At 69.5% G+C, this 20,274-nt stretch carries 20 protein-coding genes and 1 pseudogene; 8 read left to right on the forward strand and 13 right to left on the reverse strand.

Annotated elements, in window-relative coordinates; translation table 11 throughout:
- Positions 1-118 precede the first annotated feature (118 nt).
- Positions 119-1,285 carry a nucleotide sugar dehydrogenase gene (locus QE438_RS17910; RefSeq protein WP_306993669.1) on the forward strand — a complete coding sequence of 389 codons (1,167 nt, stop codon included), beginning with the start codon at positions 119-121 and terminating at the stop codon, positions 1,283-1,285.
- Between the two features lie 67 nt (positions 1,286-1,352).
- Here the strand turns inward: QE438_RS17910 and QE438_RS17915 are convergent, their stop codons facing one another.
- Positions 1,353-2,699, reverse strand: a complete 1,347-nt coding sequence (locus tag QE438_RS17915) for a phosphomannomutase (RefSeq protein WP_306993667.1) — start codon at positions 2,697-2,699, stop codon at positions 1,353-1,355.
- Between the two features lie 173 nt (positions 2,700-2,872).
- On the opposite strand from QE438_RS17915, the gene QE438_RS17920 reads away from it, so the two are divergent.
- The 3 genes from QE438_RS17920 to QE438_RS17930 are packed head-to-tail and all read left to right on the forward strand — an operon-like array spanning position 2,873 to position 4,796.
- The gene (locus QE438_RS17920) at positions 2,873-3,583 is read left to right on the forward strand and encodes a CoA transferase subunit A (RefSeq protein WP_130530611.1); all 711 of its coding nucleotides are present in this window, start codon (positions 2,873-2,875) and stop codon (positions 3,581-3,583) included.
- On the forward strand, positions 3,583-4,218 hold the full coding sequence (locus tag QE438_RS17925; RefSeq protein ID WP_306993664.1) for a CoA transferase subunit B: 636 nt from the start codon (positions 3,583-3,585) through the stop codon (positions 4,216-4,218). The genes QE438_RS17920 and QE438_RS17925 overlap by 1 nt, the downstream gene beginning before the upstream one ends.
- A gap of 38 nt (positions 4,219-4,256) precedes the next feature.
- The gene (locus tag QE438_RS17930) at positions 4,257-4,796 is read left to right on the forward strand and encodes an alpha-ketoglutarate-dependent dioxygenase AlkB (protein ID WP_306993662.1); all 540 of its coding nucleotides are present in this window, start codon (positions 4,257-4,259) and stop codon (positions 4,794-4,796) included.
- A gap of 36 nt (positions 4,797-4,832) precedes the next feature.
- Here the strand turns inward: QE438_RS17930 and QE438_RS17935 are convergent, their stop codons facing one another.
- From QE438_RS17935 to QE438_RS17955, 5 genes are all read right to left on the reverse strand, one after another.
- Entirely contained in the window at positions 4,833-5,477 is a 645-nt protein-coding gene (locus QE438_RS17935) for an ABC-type transport auxiliary lipoprotein family protein (RefSeq protein ID WP_306993660.1), read from the reverse strand.
- Positions 5,474-6,400: an MlaD family protein gene (locus QE438_RS17940; protein WP_130515304.1), complete on the reverse strand. Its 927-nt coding sequence runs from the start codon at positions 6,398-6,400 to the stop codon at positions 5,474-5,476. The genes QE438_RS17935 and QE438_RS17940 overlap by 4 nt, the downstream gene beginning before the upstream one ends.
- 20 nt (positions 6,401-6,420) lie before the next feature.
- Positions 6,421-7,176, reverse strand: coding sequence for an ABC transporter ATP-binding protein (locus QE438_RS17945; protein WP_306996220.1), 756 nt, complete (start codon positions 7,174-7,176; stop codon positions 6,421-6,423).
- Positions 7,177-7,241: 65 nt separating this feature from the next.
- Positions 7,242-8,360 (reverse strand): ABC transporter permease, encoded by a 1,119-nt coding sequence (locus QE438_RS17950; protein ID WP_306993658.1) that lies wholly within the window; start codon positions 8,358-8,360, stop codon positions 7,242-7,244.
- Positions 8,357-9,121, reverse strand: a complete 765-nt coding sequence (locus tag QE438_RS17955) for a DMT family transporter (RefSeq protein ID WP_309735852.1) — start codon at positions 9,119-9,121, stop codon at positions 8,357-8,359. Before QE438_RS17955 ends, QE438_RS17950 begins: the two co-directional genes overlap by 4 nt.
- A 237-nt stretch (positions 9,122-9,358) precedes the next feature.
- On the opposite strand from QE438_RS17955, the gene QE438_RS17960 reads away from it, so the two are divergent.
- Entirely contained in the window at positions 9,359-10,597 is a 1,239-nt protein-coding gene (locus QE438_RS17960) for a threonine/serine exporter family protein (RefSeq protein WP_130515310.1), read from the forward strand.
- A gap of 93 nt (positions 10,598-10,690) precedes the next feature.
- Here the strand turns inward: QE438_RS17960 and QE438_RS17965 are convergent.
- The 4 genes and pseudogenes from QE438_RS17965 to QE438_RS17980 form a co-directional block, all read right to left on the reverse strand.
- A pseudogene (locus tag QE438_RS17965) lies at positions 10,691-11,050 on the reverse strand (H-NS histone family protein); the annotation flags it as partial.
- Between the two features lie 168 nt (positions 11,051-11,218).
- A complete protein-coding gene (locus QE438_RS17970; RefSeq protein WP_306993654.1) occupies positions 11,219-12,916 on the reverse strand; it encodes a proline--tRNA ligase in 1,698 nt (565 codons plus the stop codon).
- 97 nt (positions 12,917-13,013) lie between these two features.
- On the reverse strand, positions 13,014-13,244 hold the full coding sequence (locus tag QE438_RS17975) for a DUF4124 domain-containing protein (protein WP_306993653.1): 231 nt from the start codon (positions 13,242-13,244) through the stop codon (positions 13,014-13,016).
- A 6-nt stretch (positions 13,245-13,250) separates the two neighbouring features.
- Positions 13,251-13,673 (reverse strand): DUF4124 domain-containing protein, encoded by a 423-nt coding sequence (locus QE438_RS17980; RefSeq protein WP_130530627.1) that lies wholly within the window; start codon positions 13,671-13,673, stop codon positions 13,251-13,253.
- Between the two features lie 116 nt (positions 13,674-13,789).
- Here QE438_RS17980 and pssA point away from each other — a divergent pair, with 116 nt between their 5' ends.
- Genes pssA through rimI form a run of 3 tightly spaced genes read left to right on the forward strand, consistent with a single transcriptional unit; the run spans position 13,790 to position 15,512 of the window.
- Positions 13,790-14,566: a CDP-diacylglycerol--serine O-phosphatidyltransferase gene (gene pssA / locus QE438_RS17985; RefSeq protein ID WP_286576565.1), complete on the forward strand. Its 777-nt coding sequence runs from the start codon at positions 13,790-13,792 to the stop codon at positions 14,564-14,566.
- Positions 14,563-15,012: an alanine acetyltransferase gene (locus tag QE438_RS17990; protein WP_306993650.1), complete on the forward strand. Its 450-nt coding sequence runs from the start codon at positions 14,563-14,565 to the stop codon at positions 15,010-15,012. Before pssA ends, QE438_RS17990 begins: the two co-directional genes overlap by 4 nt.
- Positions 15,009-15,512 (forward strand): ribosomal protein S18-alanine N-acetyltransferase, encoded by a 504-nt coding sequence (rimI, locus tag QE438_RS17995; protein ID WP_306993647.1) that lies wholly within the window; start codon positions 15,009-15,011, stop codon positions 15,510-15,512. The genes QE438_RS17990 and rimI overlap by 4 nt, the downstream gene beginning before the upstream one ends.
- A 273-nt stretch (positions 15,513-15,785) precedes the next feature.
- Here rimI and QE438_RS18000 read toward each other — a convergent pair whose 3' ends face one another.
- The 3 genes from QE438_RS18000 to QE438_RS18010 all read right to left on the reverse strand — a co-directional run bounded on the left by QE438_RS18000 (position 15,786) and on the right by QE438_RS18010 (position 20,232).
- The gene (locus tag QE438_RS18000) at positions 15,786-16,613 is read right to left on the reverse strand and encodes an EamA family transporter (RefSeq protein ID WP_306993645.1); all 828 of its coding nucleotides are present in this window, start codon (positions 16,611-16,613) and stop codon (positions 15,786-15,788) included.
- Positions 16,614-16,865: 252 nt separating this feature from the next.
- A complete protein-coding gene (locus QE438_RS18005; protein WP_306993643.1) occupies positions 16,866-19,694 on the reverse strand; it encodes a valine--tRNA ligase in 2,829 nt (942 codons plus the stop codon).
- Positions 19,695-19,809: 115 nt separating this feature from the next.
- On the reverse strand, positions 19,810-20,232 hold the full coding sequence (locus tag QE438_RS18010) for a DNA polymerase III subunit chi (RefSeq protein ID WP_130523125.1): 423 nt from the start codon (positions 20,230-20,232) through the stop codon (positions 19,810-19,812).
- Positions 20,233-20,274: the final 42 nt, after the last annotated feature.

Genomic DNA, 20,274 nt, shown 5'->3' on the forward strand with positions numbered 1-20,274 from the left:
GTTGCGCTTTGCGCGGCGGCCTTCGCGCGCAGATCGTGCTCGTCTGGCCAAGCCATCGGCGGTTATGGCGTCGTGCCGTATCGTAGGCTCGCTTCCATCCCCCACGAGGTTGCGATTCATGAAGATTGCGGTGGCCGGTACCGGCTATGTTGGCCTGTCCAATGGCGTGTTGCTGGCGCGGCACCATGAGGTGGTGGCGCTGGACATCGTGCCGTCCAAGGTCGAGCTGATCAATCAGGGCCGCTCGCCCATCGTCGATGCCGAACTGGAGGCCGCGCTGGCGCAGGGCGGCCTGAACTTCAAGGCGACGCTGGATCCGGTCGAGGCCTATGCCGACGCGCAGTTCGTCATCATCGCCACGCCAACCGACTACGATCCGGACACCAATTACTTCAACACCCGCTCGATCGAGGCGGTGATCGCCCAGGTGCTGAAGATCAACCCGGCCGCGACCATGGTGATCAAGTCGACCGTGCCGGTAGGCTATACCGAGAAGGTGCGCCAGCAGTTCGGGACGGACAACATCCTGTTCTCGCCGGAGTTCCTGCGCGAGGGCAAGGCGCTGTACGACAACCTGTATCCCTCGCGCATCATCGTCGGCGAGCGTTCGCCGCGCGCGGAGGTGTTCGCCGGCCTGCTCAAGGGAGGTGCGCTGAAGCAGGACGTGCCGGTGCTGTTCACCGAGCCGACCGAGGCCGAGGCGATCAAGCTGTTCGCCAATACTTATCTGGCCATGCGCGTGTCCTACTTCAACGAGCTGGACACCTATGCGGTGACCCATGGCCTGGACAGCCGGCAGATCATCGAAGGCATCTGCCTGGACCCGCGCATCGGCTCGCACTACAACAACCCGTCCTTCGGCTACGGCGGCTATTGCCTTCCCAAGGACACCAAGCAGCTGCTGGCCAACTACCAGAGCGTGCCGCAGAACCTGATCCGCGCCATCGTCGATTCCAACACCACGCGTAAGGACTTCATCGCCGCCGACGTGCTCAAGCGCAGGCCGCGCGTGGTCGGCATCTACCGCCTGATCATGAAGGCCGGCTCGGACAACTTCCGCGCCTCCAGCATCCAGGGCGTCATGAAGCGGCTCAAGGCCAAGGGCGTGGAGGTGATCGTGTACGAGCCCACGCTGAGCGAGCGCGAGTTCTTCCGCTCGCGGGTGGTCAACGACCTGGAGGCGTTCAAGCGCGAGGCCGACGTGATCATCAGCAACCGCATGGCGCCTGCGCTGGACGATGTCGCCGACAAGGTCTATACGCGCGACCTGTTCGGCGACAACTAGGGCAGCGATCGGCGCAGCAGAGTGAGAAGTGAGTGGCGCATGCCGCTCACTTCTCACTCCCGAGTTTTCACCCCTTCAGCAGCGCCGAAATCTCGTCGGTCTTCCGCTTCAGCAGCGCCGCGTCGCCGCGGGTTTCCACGTTCAGGCGCAGCAGCGGCTCGGTGTTGGAGCTGCGGATGTTGGCACGCCAGTCGCCGAAGTCGGCGCTGGTGCCGTCGGTGTAGTCCAGCTGCGGCTTGAGGTCGGCGTAGTGGTCCATCACGCGCTGCACGGCGGCCTTGGCGTCGCTGACCTTGAAGTTGATCTCGCCGCTGCACGGGAACTTGGCCACGCGATCGGCGACCCAGTCGCCCAGCGAGCGGCCCGAGGTGGACACCAGCTCGGCGATCAGCAGCCAAGGGATCATGCCCGAGTCGGCATAGGCGAATTCGCGGAAGTAGTGGTGGGCGCTCATCTCGCCGCCGTACACGGCGTTCTCGGCGCGCATCTTCTCCTTGATGAAGGCGTGGCCGCTCTTGCACAGCACCGGCACGCCGCCGGCGGCCTCGACCATCTCGACGGTGTTCCAGGTCAGGCGCGGGTCGTGGACGATCTTGCCGCCGGGCTGCTTCTTCAGGATTGCCTGGGCCAGCAGGCCGACCAGGTAATAGCCCTCGATGAACTGGCCGTGTTCGTCGAAGAAGAAGCAGCGGTCGAAGTCGCCGTCCCAGGCGATGCCGAAGTCGGCGCCATGCTGCTTGACCGCATCGGCGGTGGCGGCGCGGTTCTCCGGCAGCAGCGGGTTGGGGATGCCGTTGGGGAAGTGGCCGTCGGGCTCGTGATGGATGCGGATGAACTCGAGCGGCAGGTGCGGGGCGAGCAGGTCGACGATGGCGCCGGCGCCGCCGTTGCCGGCGTTCACCACCACCTTGAGCGGCTTGAGCGCGTCGGCCTTGATGTAGCTCAGCAGGTGCTGGATGTAGGCCGACTTGTCCGGGCGGTGTTCCTCCTTGGCGGTCGGCGCGGTGGCCGGCGCGGTGTCGGCCTCGGCCTTGTCGCGGACGTCGAACAGGCCGGTGTCCGAACTGATCGGGCGGGCCTGCTCGCGCACCAGCTTCATGCCGTTGTAGTCCATCGGGTTGTGGCTGGCCGTGACCATCACGCCGCCGGCGGCCTTGAGGTGGTCGGTCTGGAAATAGACCTCCTCGGTGCCGCACAGGCCGATGTCGATCACCTCGCGGCCCTTCGCGCGCAGGCCCGCGGACAGCGCGTCCTGCAGCCCGGCGCTGGTCAGGCGCACGTCATGGCCCAGCACCACCGGCCCGGCGTCCAGCATGTCGGCCAGCGCCACGCCGATGCGGCGGGCCAGGTCCTCGTCCAGCTCGTCGGGCACGCGGCCGCGGATGTCGTAGGCCTTGAATGCGGGTAGCGCCATGGGCGGGAGTCCTTAAGGAGATTGGGGGGCGGGGAGTGTAACGGGCCGGGGAGAAAGGGCGCGTGGTGCAATCGGACCAAAGTGCAACGGGAACCGCCGGGGGCCCGGCGCTAGAATTTCAGCCCTCTGTCCCGGCGGATATCGCGATGATCCCGACGTCTTCAGCGCGCCCGATGCGCGGCAAGGTGTATGAGAGCGCGCAGGCGGCGCTCGATGGCGTGGTGGCGGACGGCCAGACCCTGGCGGTCGGCGGCTTCGGCCTGTGCGGTATCCCCGAGGCGCTGATCGCCGCGCTGCGCGACACCGGCGTGCGCAACCTCACCGTGATCTCCAACAACGCCGGCGTCGACGGCTTCGGCCTGGGCCAGCTGCTGGCAACGCGCCAGATCCGCAAGATGATTTCGTCCTACGTGGGCGAGAACAAGGAGTTCGAACGGCAGTTCCTGTCCGGCGAGCTGGAGCTGGAGTTCAACCCGCAGGGCACGCTGGCCGAGCGCCTGCGCGCCGGCGGCGCGGGCATCCCGGCCTTCTTCACCGCCACCGGCTACGGCACGGTGATCGCGCAGGGCAAGGAGACGCGCGAGTTCGACGGCAAGCACTACGTGCTGGAGACCGCGCTGCGCGCCGATGTGGCCCTGATCAAGGCGTGGAAGGCGGACACCGCCGGCAACCTGCTGTTCCGCAAGACCGCGCGCAACTTCAACCCGGCCTGCGCCATGGCCGGACAGGTGTGCGTGGCCGAGGTCGAGGAGATCGTCGAGGTCGGCAGCTTCGATCCCGACCAGGTGCATCTGCCGGGCATCTATGTCGATCGCCTGGTCCTCAACGCGCATCCGGAGAAGCGCATCGAACAACGCACCGTGCGTGCCGCAGGAGACAAGTGATGGCCTGGACCCGCGAACAGATGGCCGCGCGCGCCGCGCAGGAGCTGGCCGACGGCATGTACGTCAACCTCGGCATCGGCCTGCCGACGCTGGTGGCCAACTACATTCCCGAGGGCGTGGACGTGTGGCTGCAGTCGGAGAACGGCCTGCTGGGCATCGGCCCGTTCCCGAGCGAGGACGAGGTGGACGCCGATCTGATCAACGCCGGCAAGCAGACCGTGACCGCGCGGCCTGGCGCCAGCTTCTTCGGCAGCCACGACTCGTTCGCGATGATCCGCGGCGGCCATATCGATCTTGCGATCCTGGGCGCGATGCAGGTCAGCGAGCGGGGCGACCTGGCCAACTGGATGGTGCCCGGCAAGATGGTCAAGGGCATGGGCGGGGCGATGGACCTGGTCGCCGGCGTCAAGCGCGTGGTGGTGCTCATGGAGCACGTGGCCAAGGACGGCAGCCACAAGCTGCTGCCCGACTGCGACCTGCCCCTGACCGGCGTGGCCGTGGTCGACCGCATCATCACCGACCTGGGCGTGTTCGACGTCACCGCCGAGGGGCTGAAGCTGGTGGAGCTGGCTGATGGGGTGAGCCGCGAGGAAGTTGGGGGAAAGACCGGCGTCTCGGTTGGCATGACAGCTTGAGCAGACTACTCGAGCCGTTCGCGCTTCAACTTAGATGGATGGAGCGGGATGTCGCCAGCGGGCTTGAGGTGGCTCTGACCGAAACTCTGCCCTGGTCCATCCACCGCATCCGCCTGTTCGGGCGCTGGGTGGATTCGCCGCGGCTGAGCTGCTGGATCGGCGATCCGCAGGCGGTGTATCGGTATTCGGGGCAGACCTTCGCGCCGCATCCGTGGACGCAGGCGCTGGCGGCGCTGCGCGGTCGCCTGCGCGAGGAGCTGGGCGTGCCGTTCAACAGTGTGCTGGCCAATCTGTACCGCGACGGGCGCGACGCGATGGGCTGGCATAGCGATGACGAGCCGGAGCTGGGGGCCGAGCCGGTGATCGCCTCGCTCAGCCTCGGCGCGGCGCGGCGCTTCGTGCTGCGTCGGCGCGACGACCATGCGGTCAAGCAGACCCTGGTGCTCGCGCCGGGCAGCCTGCTGGTGATGCGTGGGCCCTGCCAGCGCGACTGGCAGCATGCGCTGCCGCGCACCGCCAAGCCGGTGGGGCCGCGCCTCAACCTCACCTTCCGCCACATCCGGCCGCTGCGGCGCTGAAAGCGAGGCCGGACGCGGCAGGCGCGTTCAGCGGATCTACGGGGAGGCGCGCGGCGGTGTGGCCGGCTGCGCGGCGGCGGTGGTCAGCGTCCAGCCGACGATCTGACCGGTCAGCTGCACCAGCGCCTGGTCGAAGGCCGGCACCACCTGGGCGATGTCCGTGCCGGCGGCCGGCTGGGCAACGCTGAAGGTGCGCGAGGCGAGCACGCTCTGGTCGAGGTTGCGCACCAGCTTGGCATTGACCACCAGCGTGGCCGCCGGCGTGGCGCCGCCGGCGTAGTCCGATTCGAAGCGGCGCACGTCCAGCAGCAGTTTGTAGGTGCCGTGGATGCCGGATTCGGCGCTGCCCACGCCGCCGGTCTTGCCGCTGTCCTCGAACGTGCGCAGCACCGCGTCCTCCAGCATGCTGGTGGCGCTCTGCGCCCAGGACGCACCCTTGTAGACCTGCAGCTCGTCAGGGCTCGGGCGCACCGCGATGCGCGCGCTGTCGAGCAGGCGCGGCGCGGTCGGCTTGGTCACCACGATCGAGGCCGCCACCTGCGGCCAGGCCGGGTCGGGCGTCACCTGCACGGGCGGTGCGTAGATGGTGGTCGGCGTGCGCGCGCCGCCGCCCAGCAGGGACGAGCAGCCCGCCAGGGCCAGGGTCGAGGCCAGCGTCAAAAACAGCAGCGGCGCCTTCATTTGGGTTCGAACTCCTTGGGTGCGTCGCGGCCAAGCAGGTAGCGCGCGGGGTTGCCTTCCAGCCGGTCGCTGACCTGGCGCAGGTCGCGGATCAGGCCGCGCAGCTCGCCCAGGGTGGGCCCGAGCTGGCCCAGGCCGTCGTTGGCGAAGCTGTTGATGGCCTGGCGGTTCTCGCCCAGGATCGCATCGGCGTTGCCGGCGGCCGAGTCGAGCTTGGCCAGGGCGGCATCCAGCTTGGCCAGCGTGGCCGGCAGCTGCTGCACGACGTGGCGGTCCAGGTCGCTGAGGGTGCCGTTGGCGGTGGTCAGGGTGCGGTCCAGGTTCTGCGCCGCGTCGCGCGCGGACACCAGCAGCGCCTGCACGCCGGCCTCGCGGTTGGCGATGTCGCCGCTGATCGACTGCAGGTTCTGCAGCGTGGAGGAGATGGCCGCCACGTTCTTGTCGCTGAGCACCTGATCGAGTTTCTCGACGATGCGGTTGGCCGTGTCGGTGATGTTCTGCAGCGCCGAGGGGCTGGTGCGGATCACCGGCACGTCGCGCTTGTCCACCTCGGTCAGCGCGCGCGATTGCGGCGAGCCGCCGCTGAGCTGGATGATCGATGGGCCGGTCAGGCTGGTGATGGCCAGCTTGGCGGTGGTGTCGGTCTTGACTGGCGTGCTCGAATCCAGGCGCAGCTGGGCGATGACCTGGCTGGGGTCGTTGGGCGCCAGCGAGAGCTTGGTGATCGAACCGACCGCGATGCCGTTGTACTGCACCGGGCTGCCCACGCTCAGGCCGGTGACGGCCTCGCGGAACACCACCTGGTAGGCCTGGAAGCTGCGCTCGGACGAATACTTGGCCGCCCACAGCCCGAACAGCAGCAGGCCGATGCCGACGATGATGGTGAAGGCGCCGATCAGGACGTAATTGGCCTTGGTCTCCAAATCCGGTGCTCCGCTAGTCGTTAACGCGCATCGCGCGCGGCCCGGGCCCGTGGCCCGTGGAAGTATTCCTGCACCCACGGGTGATCGAACTGCTCGACCTCGGACAGCGGTGCGTTGACCACCACCTGCTTGTCCGCCAGCACCGCCACGCGGTCGCAGATAGCGTACAGGGTGTCTAGGTCATGGGTGATGATGAAGACGGTCAGGCCCAGCGCTTCCTGTAGGGTCTTGATCAGCGTGTCGAACGCGGCCGCACCGATCGGGTCCAGCCCGGCGGTGGGCTCGTCCAGGAACAGCAGCGGCGGGTCCAGCGCAAGCGCGCGGGCGATGCCGGCGCGCTTGCGCATGCCGCCGGACAGCTGCGAGGGCAGCTTGTTGACCGTGTCGGCCGGCAGGCCGGCCAGCTTCACCTTCAGCAGGGCCAGTTCGTAGCGGAAGGTCTCGGGCAGCTCGGGGTGGTGTTCCTTCAGCGGCACCTGCACGTTCTCGCCCACGGTCAGCGAGGAGAACAGCGCGCCGTCCTGGAACAGCACCCCCGTATTGCGCTCGATGCGCTGGCGCGCGGCGCGGCCGCCGTGGCGCGCGTCCTCGCCCAGCACCTCGATCTGGCCGGCATCGGGGATCTGCAGCCCCAGGATGCTGCGCATCAGCACCGACTTGCCGGTGCCCGAGCCGCCGACGATGCCGATGATCTCGCCGCGTCGCACGGTCAGGTCCAGCCCGTCGTGCACGGTCTGGGCGCCGAAGCGGTTGACCAGCCCGCGCACGCGGATCACCGCGTCGGTCTCGTCCTGCCCGTCCTGCTGTGCATCGTCAGGCGCGGGCGTGGCGGCGAGCGCGTTCACCAGCCCACCTGCATGAACCACAGCGCGGCGAAGGCGTCGATCACGATCACCAGCGCGATCGTCTGCACCACGCTGGAGGTGGTGCGCTCGCCCACCGACTGCGCCGTGCCCTGCACCTGCAGGCCTTCCAGGCAGCCGATCAGGCCGATCACCATGGCGAACACCGGCACCTTCACCAGGCCGACCAGCATGTGCCGCAGTTCGATCGTGTCGTGCAGGCGCGCCAGATACATCTGCGGCGGGATGCCCAGGTCGAAGGCGCCGACCGTCACGCCGCCGGCCAGGCCGGCCATCATCGCCACGAAGGTCAGCAGCGGCAGGGTGAACAGCAGCGCGAGCAGGCGCGGGATCACCAGCAGGTCGATCGGGTCCAGGCCCAGCGTGCGGATCGCATCGACCTCCTCGCGGCTCTTCATCGCGCCGATCTGCGCGGTGAACGAGCTGGCGGTGCGGCCGGCCACCACGATCGCGGTCATCAGCGGCGCCAGCTCGCGCAGGGTGGCGATCGAGACCAGCTCGACCACATAGATCTGCGCGCCGAAGTCGCGCAGGATCGTCGAGCCGAGGAAGGCGATCACCGCGCCGACCAGATAGGACAGCAGCGCCACCAGCGGCACCGCGTCCAGGCCGACCTGTTCCATGTGGTGCACGGTGGAGGTCAGGCGCAGGCGGTGCGGCTCGTGCACGATGCGCATCAGCTTGACCAGGTTCTCGCCGGTGAAGCTGACCAAGGCCATGATCGCCCGGCCGTTCTGCTGGACCTGGTAGCCCAGGCGCGCCAGCGCGGCCAGGAAGCCGTAGTCGCGCTTCTTCCGGGGCCGGTCGTCGACCACGTCCTCGATGCTGGACACCAGCGCCTGGTGGTCCTGGCGGAACAGCAGGTTCTCCAGCGGCAGGTTGTTGCGGCTGGCGTAGCGCAGCAGCGCCAGCACGCCGGCCGAATCCAGCCGCGATACCCCGGTGGCGTCCAGCGTCTGCGCCTCGGCGGGGATGGCGCTGAGCTGGCGGCCTGCGTCCAGGGCGCAGGCCAGCGTCCAGTTGCCCAGCAACCGGGCCCGCGTGGGCTCGGCCGGGTCTATGCGGACCTCGGGCTGTGTCGGGGCGGGCGTGGTCATGGTGGTCTGGCGGCGAGCATACAGGCTATGCCGGTGAAGGTCAGGGTCACGCCGACCAGGGCCCGGCGGCCCACCGGTTCACGCAGCCACAGCGCGCCCAGGATGACCAGAAAGACAGAGGCCGACTCGTTGAGGATCGCCGCCACCGCCGCCGGCGCGTACTTGTAGCCGCCCAGCCACAGCACCATCGACAGGCCCTGTCCGCACAGCGCGGCCAGCACCAGCCGGCCCCACGGCACCGGTCCGGGGTCGAAGCGGAAATGCGCGCGCGTGCGCGGCCACGCCGCCAGCGCCAGCAGGCCGGCTACCGCGCCGAGCAGGCGCAGCAGGGTGATCCACAGCAGCGCATGCGCCTCCAGCACGCGCTTGAGCATCACGATCGACACCGCCATCAGCGCGATCGAGGTCGCGCCGATCAGCACCCCGCGCAGCGCATGCGCCGGCTGGGTCTGCCAGGTGCCCGCTGGCCGCGCGATCAGCAGCACCCCGCCGGCCACCAGCGCGAAGCCCAGCCACTGCCACGGTCCCAGCCGCTCGCCCAGGAAGGCATAGCCCATCAGCAGCACCAGCGGGCTGTAGAGGTTGCCGACCACGCCCATGCGCCCGGCGCCGAGCTCGTTGAGCGCGCGGAAGTACAGCGTATCGGCCACGGCGATGCCCATGATCCCGCTGACCAACGTCAGCAGCAGCGCGCCGACGCTCAGGCTGGGCAGCTGGCCATGGGTGGAGGCCAGCGCCAGCGGGGTCAGCGCCAGCAGCACCCAGGCCGTTCTTGAACAGGTTCAGCGTCGGCGGCGGCAGGGTGCGGCCCAGCTGGCGGGCCAGAATCACGCCGAACGCCCAGGTCGCCGCGCTGCCCAGGGCCATGGCTTCGCCCAGGCCGATGTTCATGGGGAGCAGGAGCGGCATGGGCACGCGGTCGCGAAAGGAGCAGCCCATCAGTGTAGGAGAACGCGCGCCCCCGCCTACACTAGGAGTCAGCTTCCGAAGCCGTGTCGATGTCCCGTCCCCCCGCGCCCGCCACCTACGCCCAGCGCATCGCCTTTGTCTGCGAGATCGCCGCGCGCCTGCATCGCTACGGCACCACCGCCCAGCGCCTGGAGGGCAGCATCCTGGCCCTGTCGGCGCAGCTGGGGCTGGACTGCGAGCCCTGGTCCAACCCGACCGGCATGATCCTGAGCTTCAGCGATCCCAAGCGCGCGCTGGGGGCCAGCGACACGACCCGCGTGATCCGCCTGGCCCCGGGCGAGAACGATCTCTACAAGCTCAGCGAAGCCGACCGCATCGCCGACGCGGTGGCCGGCGGGCAGATGAGCCTGGCCGAGGGCCATGCCGCGTTGCGTGCGCTGGACCAGCTGCCCACGCGCGGTTTCCGCCTGATGCAGATCCTGGCCTACGGGCTGGCCGCCGGCGGCGTGGCCGGGCTGTGGCGGCTGCCGTGGCTGGACATCGCCACCGCCACGCTGATCGGCCTGCTGATCGGCGTGCTCTCGCAGCTGACCGACCGTCGCCCGCAGCTGCGCGAGGCCAGCGATGCCATCGCCTCGCTGGTGGCCGGCCTGGTCGCCATCCTGATCTCCAACCTGGTCGGCCCGCTCAACCTCAACTCGGTGATCATCACCGCGCTGGTCGTGCTGCTGCCCGGCATGAGCCTGACCAACGCCTTCAACGAGCTCACCAGCCAGCACTGGGTGTCGGGCACGGCGCGCTTCGCCGGCGCGGTCACCACGGTGATCAAGCTGGCCGTGGGCAGCATCATCGCCGTCACCCTGGCCCAGCTGCTTGGCCTCTACCCGGAGGTGCGCGCGCTGCGGCCGCAGCCGGACTGGGTGGAATGGGGCGCGCTGGTGATCAGCGCCTTCGCCTTCGCAGTGCTGTTCAAGGCGCATCGCCGCGATTACCCCTGGGCGATGGGCGCGGCGATCTGCGGATATCTGATTTCGCGTTACGCCGGCAAGGCCTGGGGCAGTGAGGTCGGCCTGTTCCTGTCGGCGCTGGTGATGACGGCGCTGGGCAATGCGTTCGCGCGTTATTACAACCGGCCCGGAGCGCTGATCCGGCTGCCCGGCATCATCATGCTGGTGCCGGGCAGCGCCAGCCTGCGCGTGCTGATGAATCTGGCCAGCGGGGCCAATAGTCCGGATTCGACCCTGCTGGTGGTGCTGCAGATCCTGATGGCGCTGGTGGCCGGCCTGCTGTTCGGCAATCTGCTGATCTCGGCGCGCAAGGCGCTCTAGCGCTTCGATTTGATTGCGCATGAAAACAAAAACGCCGGCAATGCCGGCGTTTTTGTTTGTGCGAGGAGAGCCGGATTATTTCTTGCCGGACTTGATCAGGAAATCCTCGACCTTCTTGCCGCTGGCCACCAGCGCGGCCAGCCAGCGCGGCTGCTTGCCGCGGCCGGTCCAGGTTTCCTTGCTGTTGGCCGGGTTCCGGTATTTCGGCGCGACCTTGCCCAGCTTGCGGCCGGCGGTCGGGGATTTCTTGGCGGCCTTGCCGCGGGTCGGCGCGGCGCTGCCGCCGCCGAACAGTTCCTCGATCGAGTACCCTTCCGCCTTGGCGAACTTCAGGATGCGGGCACGGACCTTGGTGATGGGCGTGCGCTTGGAGATCACGGTCTGGCGTTTCTGGGCCTGGGTAATCAGCGAGGCCAGTTCTTTGGCCGACAGGCCGGACAGATCAATCGACATCGAATAACTCCGGAAAGGGAAGGGATAACCATGCCCATCCTTGGCGAAAGCGGACCGATCCTAATCCAATCGGGTTATCGATGACAAATGTTTTTTATTATTGGCCAATATGACAAAGCCGGCATGCGCCGGCTTTGTCGATTCCAGGGCGGGAGATTCCCGCGCCGATCAGCCCGCGCGCAGGCGCTCGAACAGGGCGGCCTTGTCCAGGTTCTCCGCCGCCTCGGCGCGGCGCGCGCGGTATTCGAAGGTGCCGGCGGCCACGCCGCGTTCGGACACCACCACCCGATGCGGGATGCCGATCAGCTCGATGTCGGCGAACATCGCGCCCGGGCGCAGGCCGCGGTCGTCGAGCACCGCATCCAGGCCGGCCGCCTGCAGCTCGCCCAGCAGCGATTGCGCCGCCTCGGTCACCGCGGCATCGCCCTTCGGGTTGATCATGCACACGGCCACCTGCCACGGCGCCATCGCGTTCGGCCAGATGATGCCGTTGGCGTCGTGGTTCTGCTCGATCGCCGCGGCCACGATGCGCGAGACGCCGATGCCGTAGCAGCCCATCGACATCACCGCGGCCTTGCCGGTCTCGTCCAGCACGGTGGCGCCCAGGGCCTGGGCGTACTGCTTGCCGAGCTGGAAGATGTGGCCGACCTCGATGCCGCGCGCGAGCTTGATCTGGCCGCCGTCGGCGGCCAGGTCGCCTTCGACCACGTTGCGGATGTCGGCCACCGCGTCGGGCTCGGGCAGGTCGCGGCCCCAGTTGACCCCGGCGATGTGGAAGCCGGCCTCGTTGGCGCCGACGACGAAGTCGGCCAGCGCGGCGACCTCGCGGTCGGCGATCACGCGGATGGCCTTGGCCGGCTTGACCGGGCCAAGGAAGCCGGGCTGGCTGCCGAGGTGTTCGAGGATCTCGGCCTCGGTGGCCATGCGGTAGCCGGCCATGCCGGCGACCTTGCCCAGCTTGATCTCGTTGACCTCGTGGTCGCCGCGCACCAGCGCCAGCACGAAGCCGTCCTCGCTCATGGTGGCGATCGACTTGACCGTGCGCTGCAGCGCGATGCCCAGCAGCGCGGCCACCTCCTCGCAGGTCTTCTGCGTGGGCGTCTCGACGCGGCGCAGGGCCTCGCCGGGCGCCGGGCGCGGCGCGGGCTCGGCCGCGACGGCGGCCTCCACGTTGGCCGCGTAATCGGAGGCAGTGGAGAAGGCCAGCGCGTCCTCGCCCGAGCCGGCCAGCACGTGGAATTCCTGCGAGGCATCGCCGCCGATGGCGCCGGAATCGGCCAGCACCGCGCGGAACTCCAGCCCCAGCCGGGTGAAGATGCGCGTATAGGCCGCATGCATGTTGCGGTACTCGCGCACCAGATCATCGGCGTGCAGATGGAACGAGTACGCATCCTTCATCAGGAACTCGCGCGAGCGCATCACGCCGAAGCGCGGCCGGATCTCGTCGCGGAACTTGGTCTGGATCTGGTAGAAGTTCACCGGCAGCTGCTTGTAGCTGGACAGCTCGTTGCGCGCGAAGTCGGTGATCACTTCCTCGGCGGTGGGCGCGTAGCAGAACTCCTGCTCCTTGCGGTCCTTGATCTTCAGCAGCTGCGGACCGAACTTGGCCCAGCGCCCGGACTCCTCCCACAGCTCGCGCGGCTGGATGGTCGGCATCAGCAGCTCGATCGCGCCGGCGCGGTTCATTTCCTCGCGCACGATCGCCTCGACCTTGCGCAGCACGCGCAGGCCCAGCGGCGACCAGGTGTACAGGCCCGAGGCCAGCTTGCGGATCATGCCGGCGCGCAGCATCAGCTGGTGGCTGACCAGCTCGGCGTCGTTGGGGGTTTCCTTGGTGGTGCGGAGGTGGAACTGCGACAGGCGCATTGTGGAGGTATCGCTGGCGGAAAGCCGCCATTTTGCCAGCTGCGCGCCACGCGCGCCGGTCGGCTGGGCGCGACCGGCCCGGGATGGAGGACAGGCCCTAGCGGGCGCTATCGCGTTCCAGCGGGATGCGCTCGTAGGCGGTGCCGGCCGGGGGCGGGCGGTCGGTGATGTGCAGCACGCCGTCGGCGTCGTGCCAGCGGTACAGCGAAGGCCGCGGTTCGCCCTGCGCCTGCGCGGCCTTGGTGACGTGACGCGCCGGGTGGCCGAACCACCAGGCCAGGCCGCCGCCGAGCAGCAGCAGCGCCAGGACCGCCCAGACGACCCGCATCGTCGCTCAGGCGCCCGGCGGGCGGGTGCTGCCCTCGGCCTTGGCGGCGCTCGGCGTGCAGTAGGCCTTGACCGCCGCTTCGGCCAGCTCGCGCTGGCTGGCGCGCTCGCTGTCGGTCAGCAGCGCGCCCGGCTTGCCGTCGGCGCCGGCCTGGCGCACCGGGGCGTTGTTGGACAGGATGCGCTGGTTCAGGCGCGCGGTCGTGCACTGCGCGTTCTCGGCCGGGGCCTCCTTGGCGCTGGCCGTGGCCTCGCCGCGCGCCATCGCGTCGGCCGGGTTGATCTGCCGGCCCTGCAGATTGCTCTTGGGCGGCGGCACGTCGGAGTAGTGGGTCACGCCCTGGGCGTCCTTCCACTGGTACATGCTCTGGGCGTTGGCCAGCGGCGCCGCCAGCAGGGCCGACAGGATCAGGCAGGTGGACAGGCGCATGGCAGGCTCCGGGATGGCACAGCGGGCGGAATGGCGGCGATTGCAGCACCCCGGGCCCGCACTGGCAAGCGCCGGCATGACGGCGTGAGGGCCGCCGGCAACGCTAAACTGTGGGAATGGACCCGCTTCCCCAGCCCACCCGTGCGCGCGGCATGTATCTGCTGCCGAACCTGTTCACCACCGCCGGGCTGTTTTCCGGCTTCTACGCGATCATCGCCGCGTCCAATGGCGAATTCGTGTCCGCCGCGATCGCGGTCTTCGTCGCCGCGCTGATGGACGGCGTCGACGGCCGCGTGGCCCGCCTGACCGGCACCAGCAGCGAGTTCGGCGTGCAGTACGACTCGCTGGCCGATCTGGTCAGCTTCGGCATGGCCCCGGCGCTGGTGATGTACCACTGGTCGCTGTCGGCGCTGAAGCTGGACGGGGAGATCATCGGCCGGGTCGGCTGGGCGGTGGCCTTCCTCTACGCGGCCTGCGCGGCGCTGCGCCTGGCGCGGTTCAACACCCAGGTCGGCACGGTGGACAAGCGCTGGTTCGTCGGCCTGGCCAGCCCGGCGGCGGCCGGGCTGATGATGTCCTTCGTCTGGGCCTTCGCCGACGGCAAGCTGGAATGGACCGGCGAGCAGCTGCGCTATGTCGCGCTGGGCGTGACCATCGTGGCGGCGCTACTGATGGTCAGCCGCATCCGCTTCTGGAGCTTCAAGGGCAGCGGCAAGGGCGGCGCCAAGGCCGACCGGATCCCGTTCCTGCTGGTGGTGCTGGTGCCGGTGGTGATCGCGGTGCTGGTGATCGACCTGCCGCGCACGCTGTGCGTGATCGGCGTGCTGTACGCGCTGTCCGGCCCGGTGATGTGGGCCCTGCAGCGCCGGGGGCGCCGGGAGCCGGCGGCGTGAGCGAAGCCGGCAGCCCGCTGTGGACCGGCGAGCAGCACGCCTGGCTGCGCGCGCTCGGCCACACCGTGTGGGTGCCGGGCCAGCTGGCCGCGGCGGAAGCGCCGGCCTTGGACGCGCCGGCCATGCCGGTGCGCCGGCCGCCGGCGCCGCCCGCGCGCGAGGCGGCTCCGCCGCCTGCGTCCTCCGTGCCGCCGCGGCGTCCCCCGCCTGCCGCAGCCACCGACAGCGCGCCGGTCGCGCCACGCCGTGCGCCGTCGCGCGGCTCGCTGCTGCCGGACCGCCTGCGGATCGAGCTGCTGCGCGCCTCCGGCCTGAACCCCAGTACGCCCGAGGCCGCGGCGATCATGGCCGCCTGGCCCGACAGCGCGAGCCTGCGCGGCAACGCGGCGGCCAAGCGCGCGCTATGGCCGCAGCTGCGCGCGCTGCGCCGCAAGCGCCTGCCATGAGTGCGGTGCAGTCCGACGCCGGCGGTGCCGCCAGCCTGCGGCCGATGCGCGAGGCGGACTTGGACGCGGTGATGGCGATCGAGCAGCGCGCCTACCCCTTTCCGTGGACGCGCGGCATCTTCCGCGACTGTCTGCTGGCCGGCTATCCGGCCTGGCTGCTGGTCGAACACGGGCTGACGATCGGCTACGGCGTGATCAGCCTGGCCGCCGACGAGGCGCACATCCTCAATGTCTGCGTGGCGCCCGAGCGCCAGGGCCGCGGCCTGGGCCGCCAGCTGCTGCGCGCGCTGGTGCAGGGCGCGCGCGAGCGCCGCGCCGAGCGGGTGTTCCTCGAGGTGCGCCCGTCCAACCCGCATGCCATCGCGCTGTACCACAGCGAAGGCTTCAACGAGATCGGCCGCCGCCCGCGCTACTACCCGGCCAGGGACGGGCGCGAAGACGCCATCGTCATGGCGATCGAACTGATCGACGGCGAGATCGACCGCATGCCGCCGCTGTAGGGCGCTGCCTCGTGTCGCGCGGCTGATCGAAAGCAGAAATGCTTCGTGGGAGCCGCCATGGCGGCGATGAGGCTCTACCGGTAAAGCCCATCGCCTTCATCGCGGCCCCGCCTGTAGAGCGGAGCTTGCTCCGCTGGGGCTTCCCGACGATCCGGCCGAAACCAGCGGAGCCCCCAAGAGGGGATTGCCACAAGCTCCGCTCTACAAGAAGGCTGCGACTCGATCTGAGAGACCGTTGCTCCCACAAAATCCTTTATTGCCATGCCGGCTTGCTCAAGCCAGCCGCAGCACCGCCACACCGAGGGCGATCACCCCCGCAGCGAGCAAGCGCGCCCGCGGCGGCCGCTCCTTGAGCAGCAGCACCGAGATGCCCAGGCCGAACACGATCGCGCTTTCGCGCAGGGCCGCCACCAGCGCGACCGGCGCGCGGGTCATCGCCCACAGCGCCAGGCTGTAGGACAGCAGCGTGCCCACGCCGCCCGCCAGGCCGCGCGCGGCGTTGCCGCGCAGGTAGGCGAGAAAGGCCGCGCGCCGCGCCAGCAGCGCCCAGGCCAGCAGCGGCAGGGCGGTCAGCGCGAACAGCCACAGCGTATAGCTCAGGGGATGGCCGGAACGCCGCGCGCCGGCGGCATCCAGCAGCGTGTAGCCGGCGATCACCGCGGCATTGAGCAGGGGCAGGGCGGCGTGGTGCAGGCGACCGCTGCCCAGCGCCATCGCCAGCACGCCCGCGCACACCACGGCGATGCCCAGCCAGGCGAGCGGTGCGAGGGGTTCGCCCAGCCACAGCACGCCGACGACGGCCACCAGCAGCGGCGCGGCGCCGCGCATCAGCGGATAGGCCTGGCTCATGTCGGCCACGTGGTAGCAGCGCGCCACCAGGGCGAAGTACAGCGCCTGCAGCAGGGGCGAGACCACCAGGAACGGCCAGCTCGCTGAGGCCGGTGCGGGCAGGAAGGGCAGGGCGCAGGCCGCGATCAGTGCGGCGAAGCCGGACACCAGCACGGTGGTCAGCAGCTTGTCGGGCGCGCCCTTGACGAGCGCGTTCCAGCTCGCGTGCATCAGCGCGGCGAACAGCACCAGGCAGAAGACGCTAAGCGGCATGGGCAGGCCTGAAGCGGGGATGGGGTAAGGCTGGGTGAGGCTGGGTGGGAGCCGGCATGCCGGCTCCCACCAAGCTACCACCAGCCTCATCTCGAGCTATCAGCAGGCTCACCTCGAGCGATCAGCAGCCTTGCATCAAGCAATCAGCAGGCCCGAATCAAGCAGCTAGCAGGCTCAACTCAAGCAGCTAGCAGGCCCGCTTCAAGCGATCGGCAGGCTCGCACCCGGCTTCTACAAGGCGCCACCGCAGGATCACAGCTTGGCGCGCTGCTCCCGCAGGGCCGTCAGCTGCGCGGTCCAGTCGGCCAGGCGCGCGCGCTCCTGTTCGACCACCGCCGCCGGCACCTTGTCGCTGAACTTGGCCAGCTTGGCTTCGCTCTTCTCGCGCTCGCCGGCGACCCGGGCGATCTCCTTGTCCAGGCGCGCGCGCTCGGCGTCCAGGTCGACCAGGCCCTCCAGCGGCACCAGCAGGCGCAGCTCGCCCACCACCGCGGCGGCCGAGGCCGGCGCATCGCCGCCGTCCAGCCAGTCGATCGCCTCGAGCCTGAGCAGGAAGCGCAGCTGCGAGTCGAAGCGCGCCACGCGCGCACGGTCCTGCGCGTCGCCGGCCTGCAGCAGCAGGCGCACGCTCTTGCCCGGGGACACCTGCAGCTCGCTGCGCACGCGGCGCAGGGCGCTGATGATGGCCTTGAGCCATTCCACGTCGGCCTCGGCGCCGGCGTAGCCGGTCGCGTCCAGTGCCTGCGCGGTGGGGTAGGCCTGCAGCGAGATGCTGCGGCCGGTCACGCCCACGCGCGGGGCGACCTGCTGCCACAGCTCCTCGGTGACGAACGGCGCCAGCGGATGCAGCAGGCGCAGCAGCTGCTCCAGCACATAGAGCAGGGTGTGGCGGGTGCTGTCGGCGGCGGCCGCGTCTGCCGCGCCGCTCAGCGCGGGCTTGGCCAGCTCGACGAACCAGTCGCAGAACTGGTTCCAGGCGAACTCGTACAGGCACTGCGCCAGCAGGTCGAAGCGGTAGCTGGCGAAGTGCTCGGCGGCCTCGCCGGACACGCGCGCCAGGCCGGCCAGGATCCACTTTTCCGCGTCGGTGACCGGCTGCGGGGCGCCGGCGAACTGCGCGCCCTCGGTGTTCATCAGCACGAAGCGCGTGGCGTTCCACAGCTTGTTGCAGAAGTTCTTGTAGCCCTCGGCGCGGCCCAGGTCGAACTTGATGTCGCGCCCGTGCGTGGCCAGCGCGGCGATGGTGAAGCGCAGCGCGTCGGCGCCGTGGGCGGCGATGCCGTCGGGGAACTCCTTGCGCGTGGCCTTCTCGATCTTCTCGGCCAGGCGCGGCTGCATCAGCCCGCTGGTGCGCTTGGCGACCAGATCCTCCAGCGCGATGCCGTCGATGATGTCCAGCGGGTCTAGCACGTTGCCCTTGGACTTGGACATCTTCTGGCCCTGCGCGTCGCGGATCAGGCCGGTCATGTAGACATCGCGGAACGGGATCTTGCCGGTGAAGCTGTCGGTGGCCATGACCATGCGCGCCACCCAGAAGAAGATGATGTCAAAGCCCGTGACCAGCACGTCCGAGGGCAGGTAGCGATCGAAGCCGCGCTGCTCCATCGCCTGCTCTTCGGGCCAGCCCAGCGTGGAGAACGGCCACAGCTGCGAGGAGAACCAGGTCTCCAGCACGTCGCTGTCCTGAGTCAGCACCACCTCGTCGCCCAGGCCGTGCTCGGCGCGCACCTGCGCCTCGTCGCGGCCCACGTAGTACTTGCCGGCCGCGTCGAACCAGGCCGGGATGCGATGGCCCCACCACAGCTGGCGGCTGATGCACCAGTCCTGGATGTTCTCCATCCAGTGGCGGTAGGTGTTGATCCAGTTCGGCGGGACGAAGCGGATCTGGCCGGATTCGACTAGCTCCAGGCCGCGCTTGGCGAGCCCGTCCATCTTCACGAACCACTGGTCGGTCAGGTAGGGCTCGATCACCTGGCCGGTGCGGTCGCCGCGCGGCACCTGCAGCTTGTGCGGCTTGGTCTCCACCAGCAGGCCGAGCGCCTCCAGGTCGGCCAGCACCGCCTTGCGCGCGGCGTAGCGGTCCAGGCCCTGGTACTTGTGCGGCGCGTTCTCGTTGAGCGCGGCGGTGGGCGTGAACAGGTTGATCATCGGCAGCTCGTGGCGCACGCCGACCTGGTAGTCGTTGAAGTCGTGCGCCGGGGTCACCTTGACCACGCCGGTGCCGAAGTCGCGATCCACATAGTCGTCGCCGATCACCGGGATGGTGCGCTGGCTCAGCGGCAGCGCCACCGCCTTGCCGATCAGCCCGGCGTAGCGCGGATCCTCCGGATGGATCATCACCGCCGTGTCGCCGAGCATGGTCTCCGGGCGCGTGGTAGCCACCACCAGGTAGTCGCGGAACTCGCGCAGGGTCTCCTGGCCGTCGGCATCCACTTCGACGTGCTCATAGGTGGCGCCATCGGCCAGCGGATAGCGGATCGACCACAAAAAGCCGTCTTCCTCGACGTTCTCCACCTCCAGGTCGGAGATCGCCGTCTTCAGCACCGGGTCCCAGTTGACCAGGCGCTGGCCGCGGTAGATCAGGCCCTGCTCGTACCAGCGCACGAAGGCCTCGGTCACCGCCGCAGAGGGCTGCGGGTCCATGGTGAAGGTGCTGCGCGACCAGTCGGCCGAGGTGCCGAGCCGGCGCATCTGGCGCTCGATGGTGTCGCCGGACTGCTGCTTCCATTCCCAGACCTTGGCGATGAAGCCCTCGCGGCCCAGCGAATCGCGCGTTTCGCCCTTGCCCTCCAGCGCCAGGTTGCGGCTGACCACCATCTCGGTGGCGATGCCGGCATGGTCGGTGCCCACCTGCCACAGCGCGTCGAAGCCACGCATGCGGTGGTAGCGCATCAGCGCATCCATCAGCGTCTGCTGGAACGCGTGGCCCATGTGCAGCGTGCCGGTGACGTTGGGCGGCGGCAGCAGGATGGTGTACGGCGTGCCGGTGCCGGAGGGCTTGAACGCGCCGTCGGCTTCCCACTGCGCGTACAGGCGCGCTTCGAAGGCTTTCGGGTCGTAGCTGGAGGCGAGGGTGGTCATAGGCGGGACATCGGCAATCGGGAATGGGGAATCGACAAGGCGGGGGGGCGGCGTCGGCCGCGATCGGTGAAGCGGGATCAGGATCCCCGATGCTCCATCCCGACTCCCGGCGTCATCACATATCGTGCTTGTTGAGCGCGAACCCGCGCGCCTGGTACTGGCGCCAGCGTTCGCGCAGCGGCTCGCGCGCGGCCGGGTCGGCCGGGACGACCTCCAGCACGCGCTCGCAGGCGCCGGCATAGGCGGCGTCGCGCAGGTTGATCACCAGCGGGCGCGGCGCGGCGTCCAGCTCCGGCGCGGCGATCAGCACCGGGGTGATGTCGTCGTCCTCGTCGGTGCCGGCGATCTGGTGCGGCACGTAGGCATCGTCCTCGAAGGCCCACAGCAGCTCGTCCAGCTCCTCGGCCTGGGCGGCGTCGCGCGCCAGGATCAGCGTGGGCTGGTTGGAGGCGTAGGCGCGCTTGGCCAGTTCGCAGACCAGGTTCAGCGGCGCCTCGAGGAAGCGCGGCTTGGCGATCAGGTAGAAGTCGGCGCGCATGGGGGCTGGGAATGGGGAGTGGGGAATCGGCAATCGAAGGAG

The organism is Pseudoxanthomonas sp. SORGH_AS_0997, from assembly GCF_031453535.1.
GTDB lineage: Bacteria > Pseudomonadota > Gammaproteobacteria > Xanthomonadales > Xanthomonadaceae > Pseudoxanthomonas_A > Pseudoxanthomonas_A winnipegensis.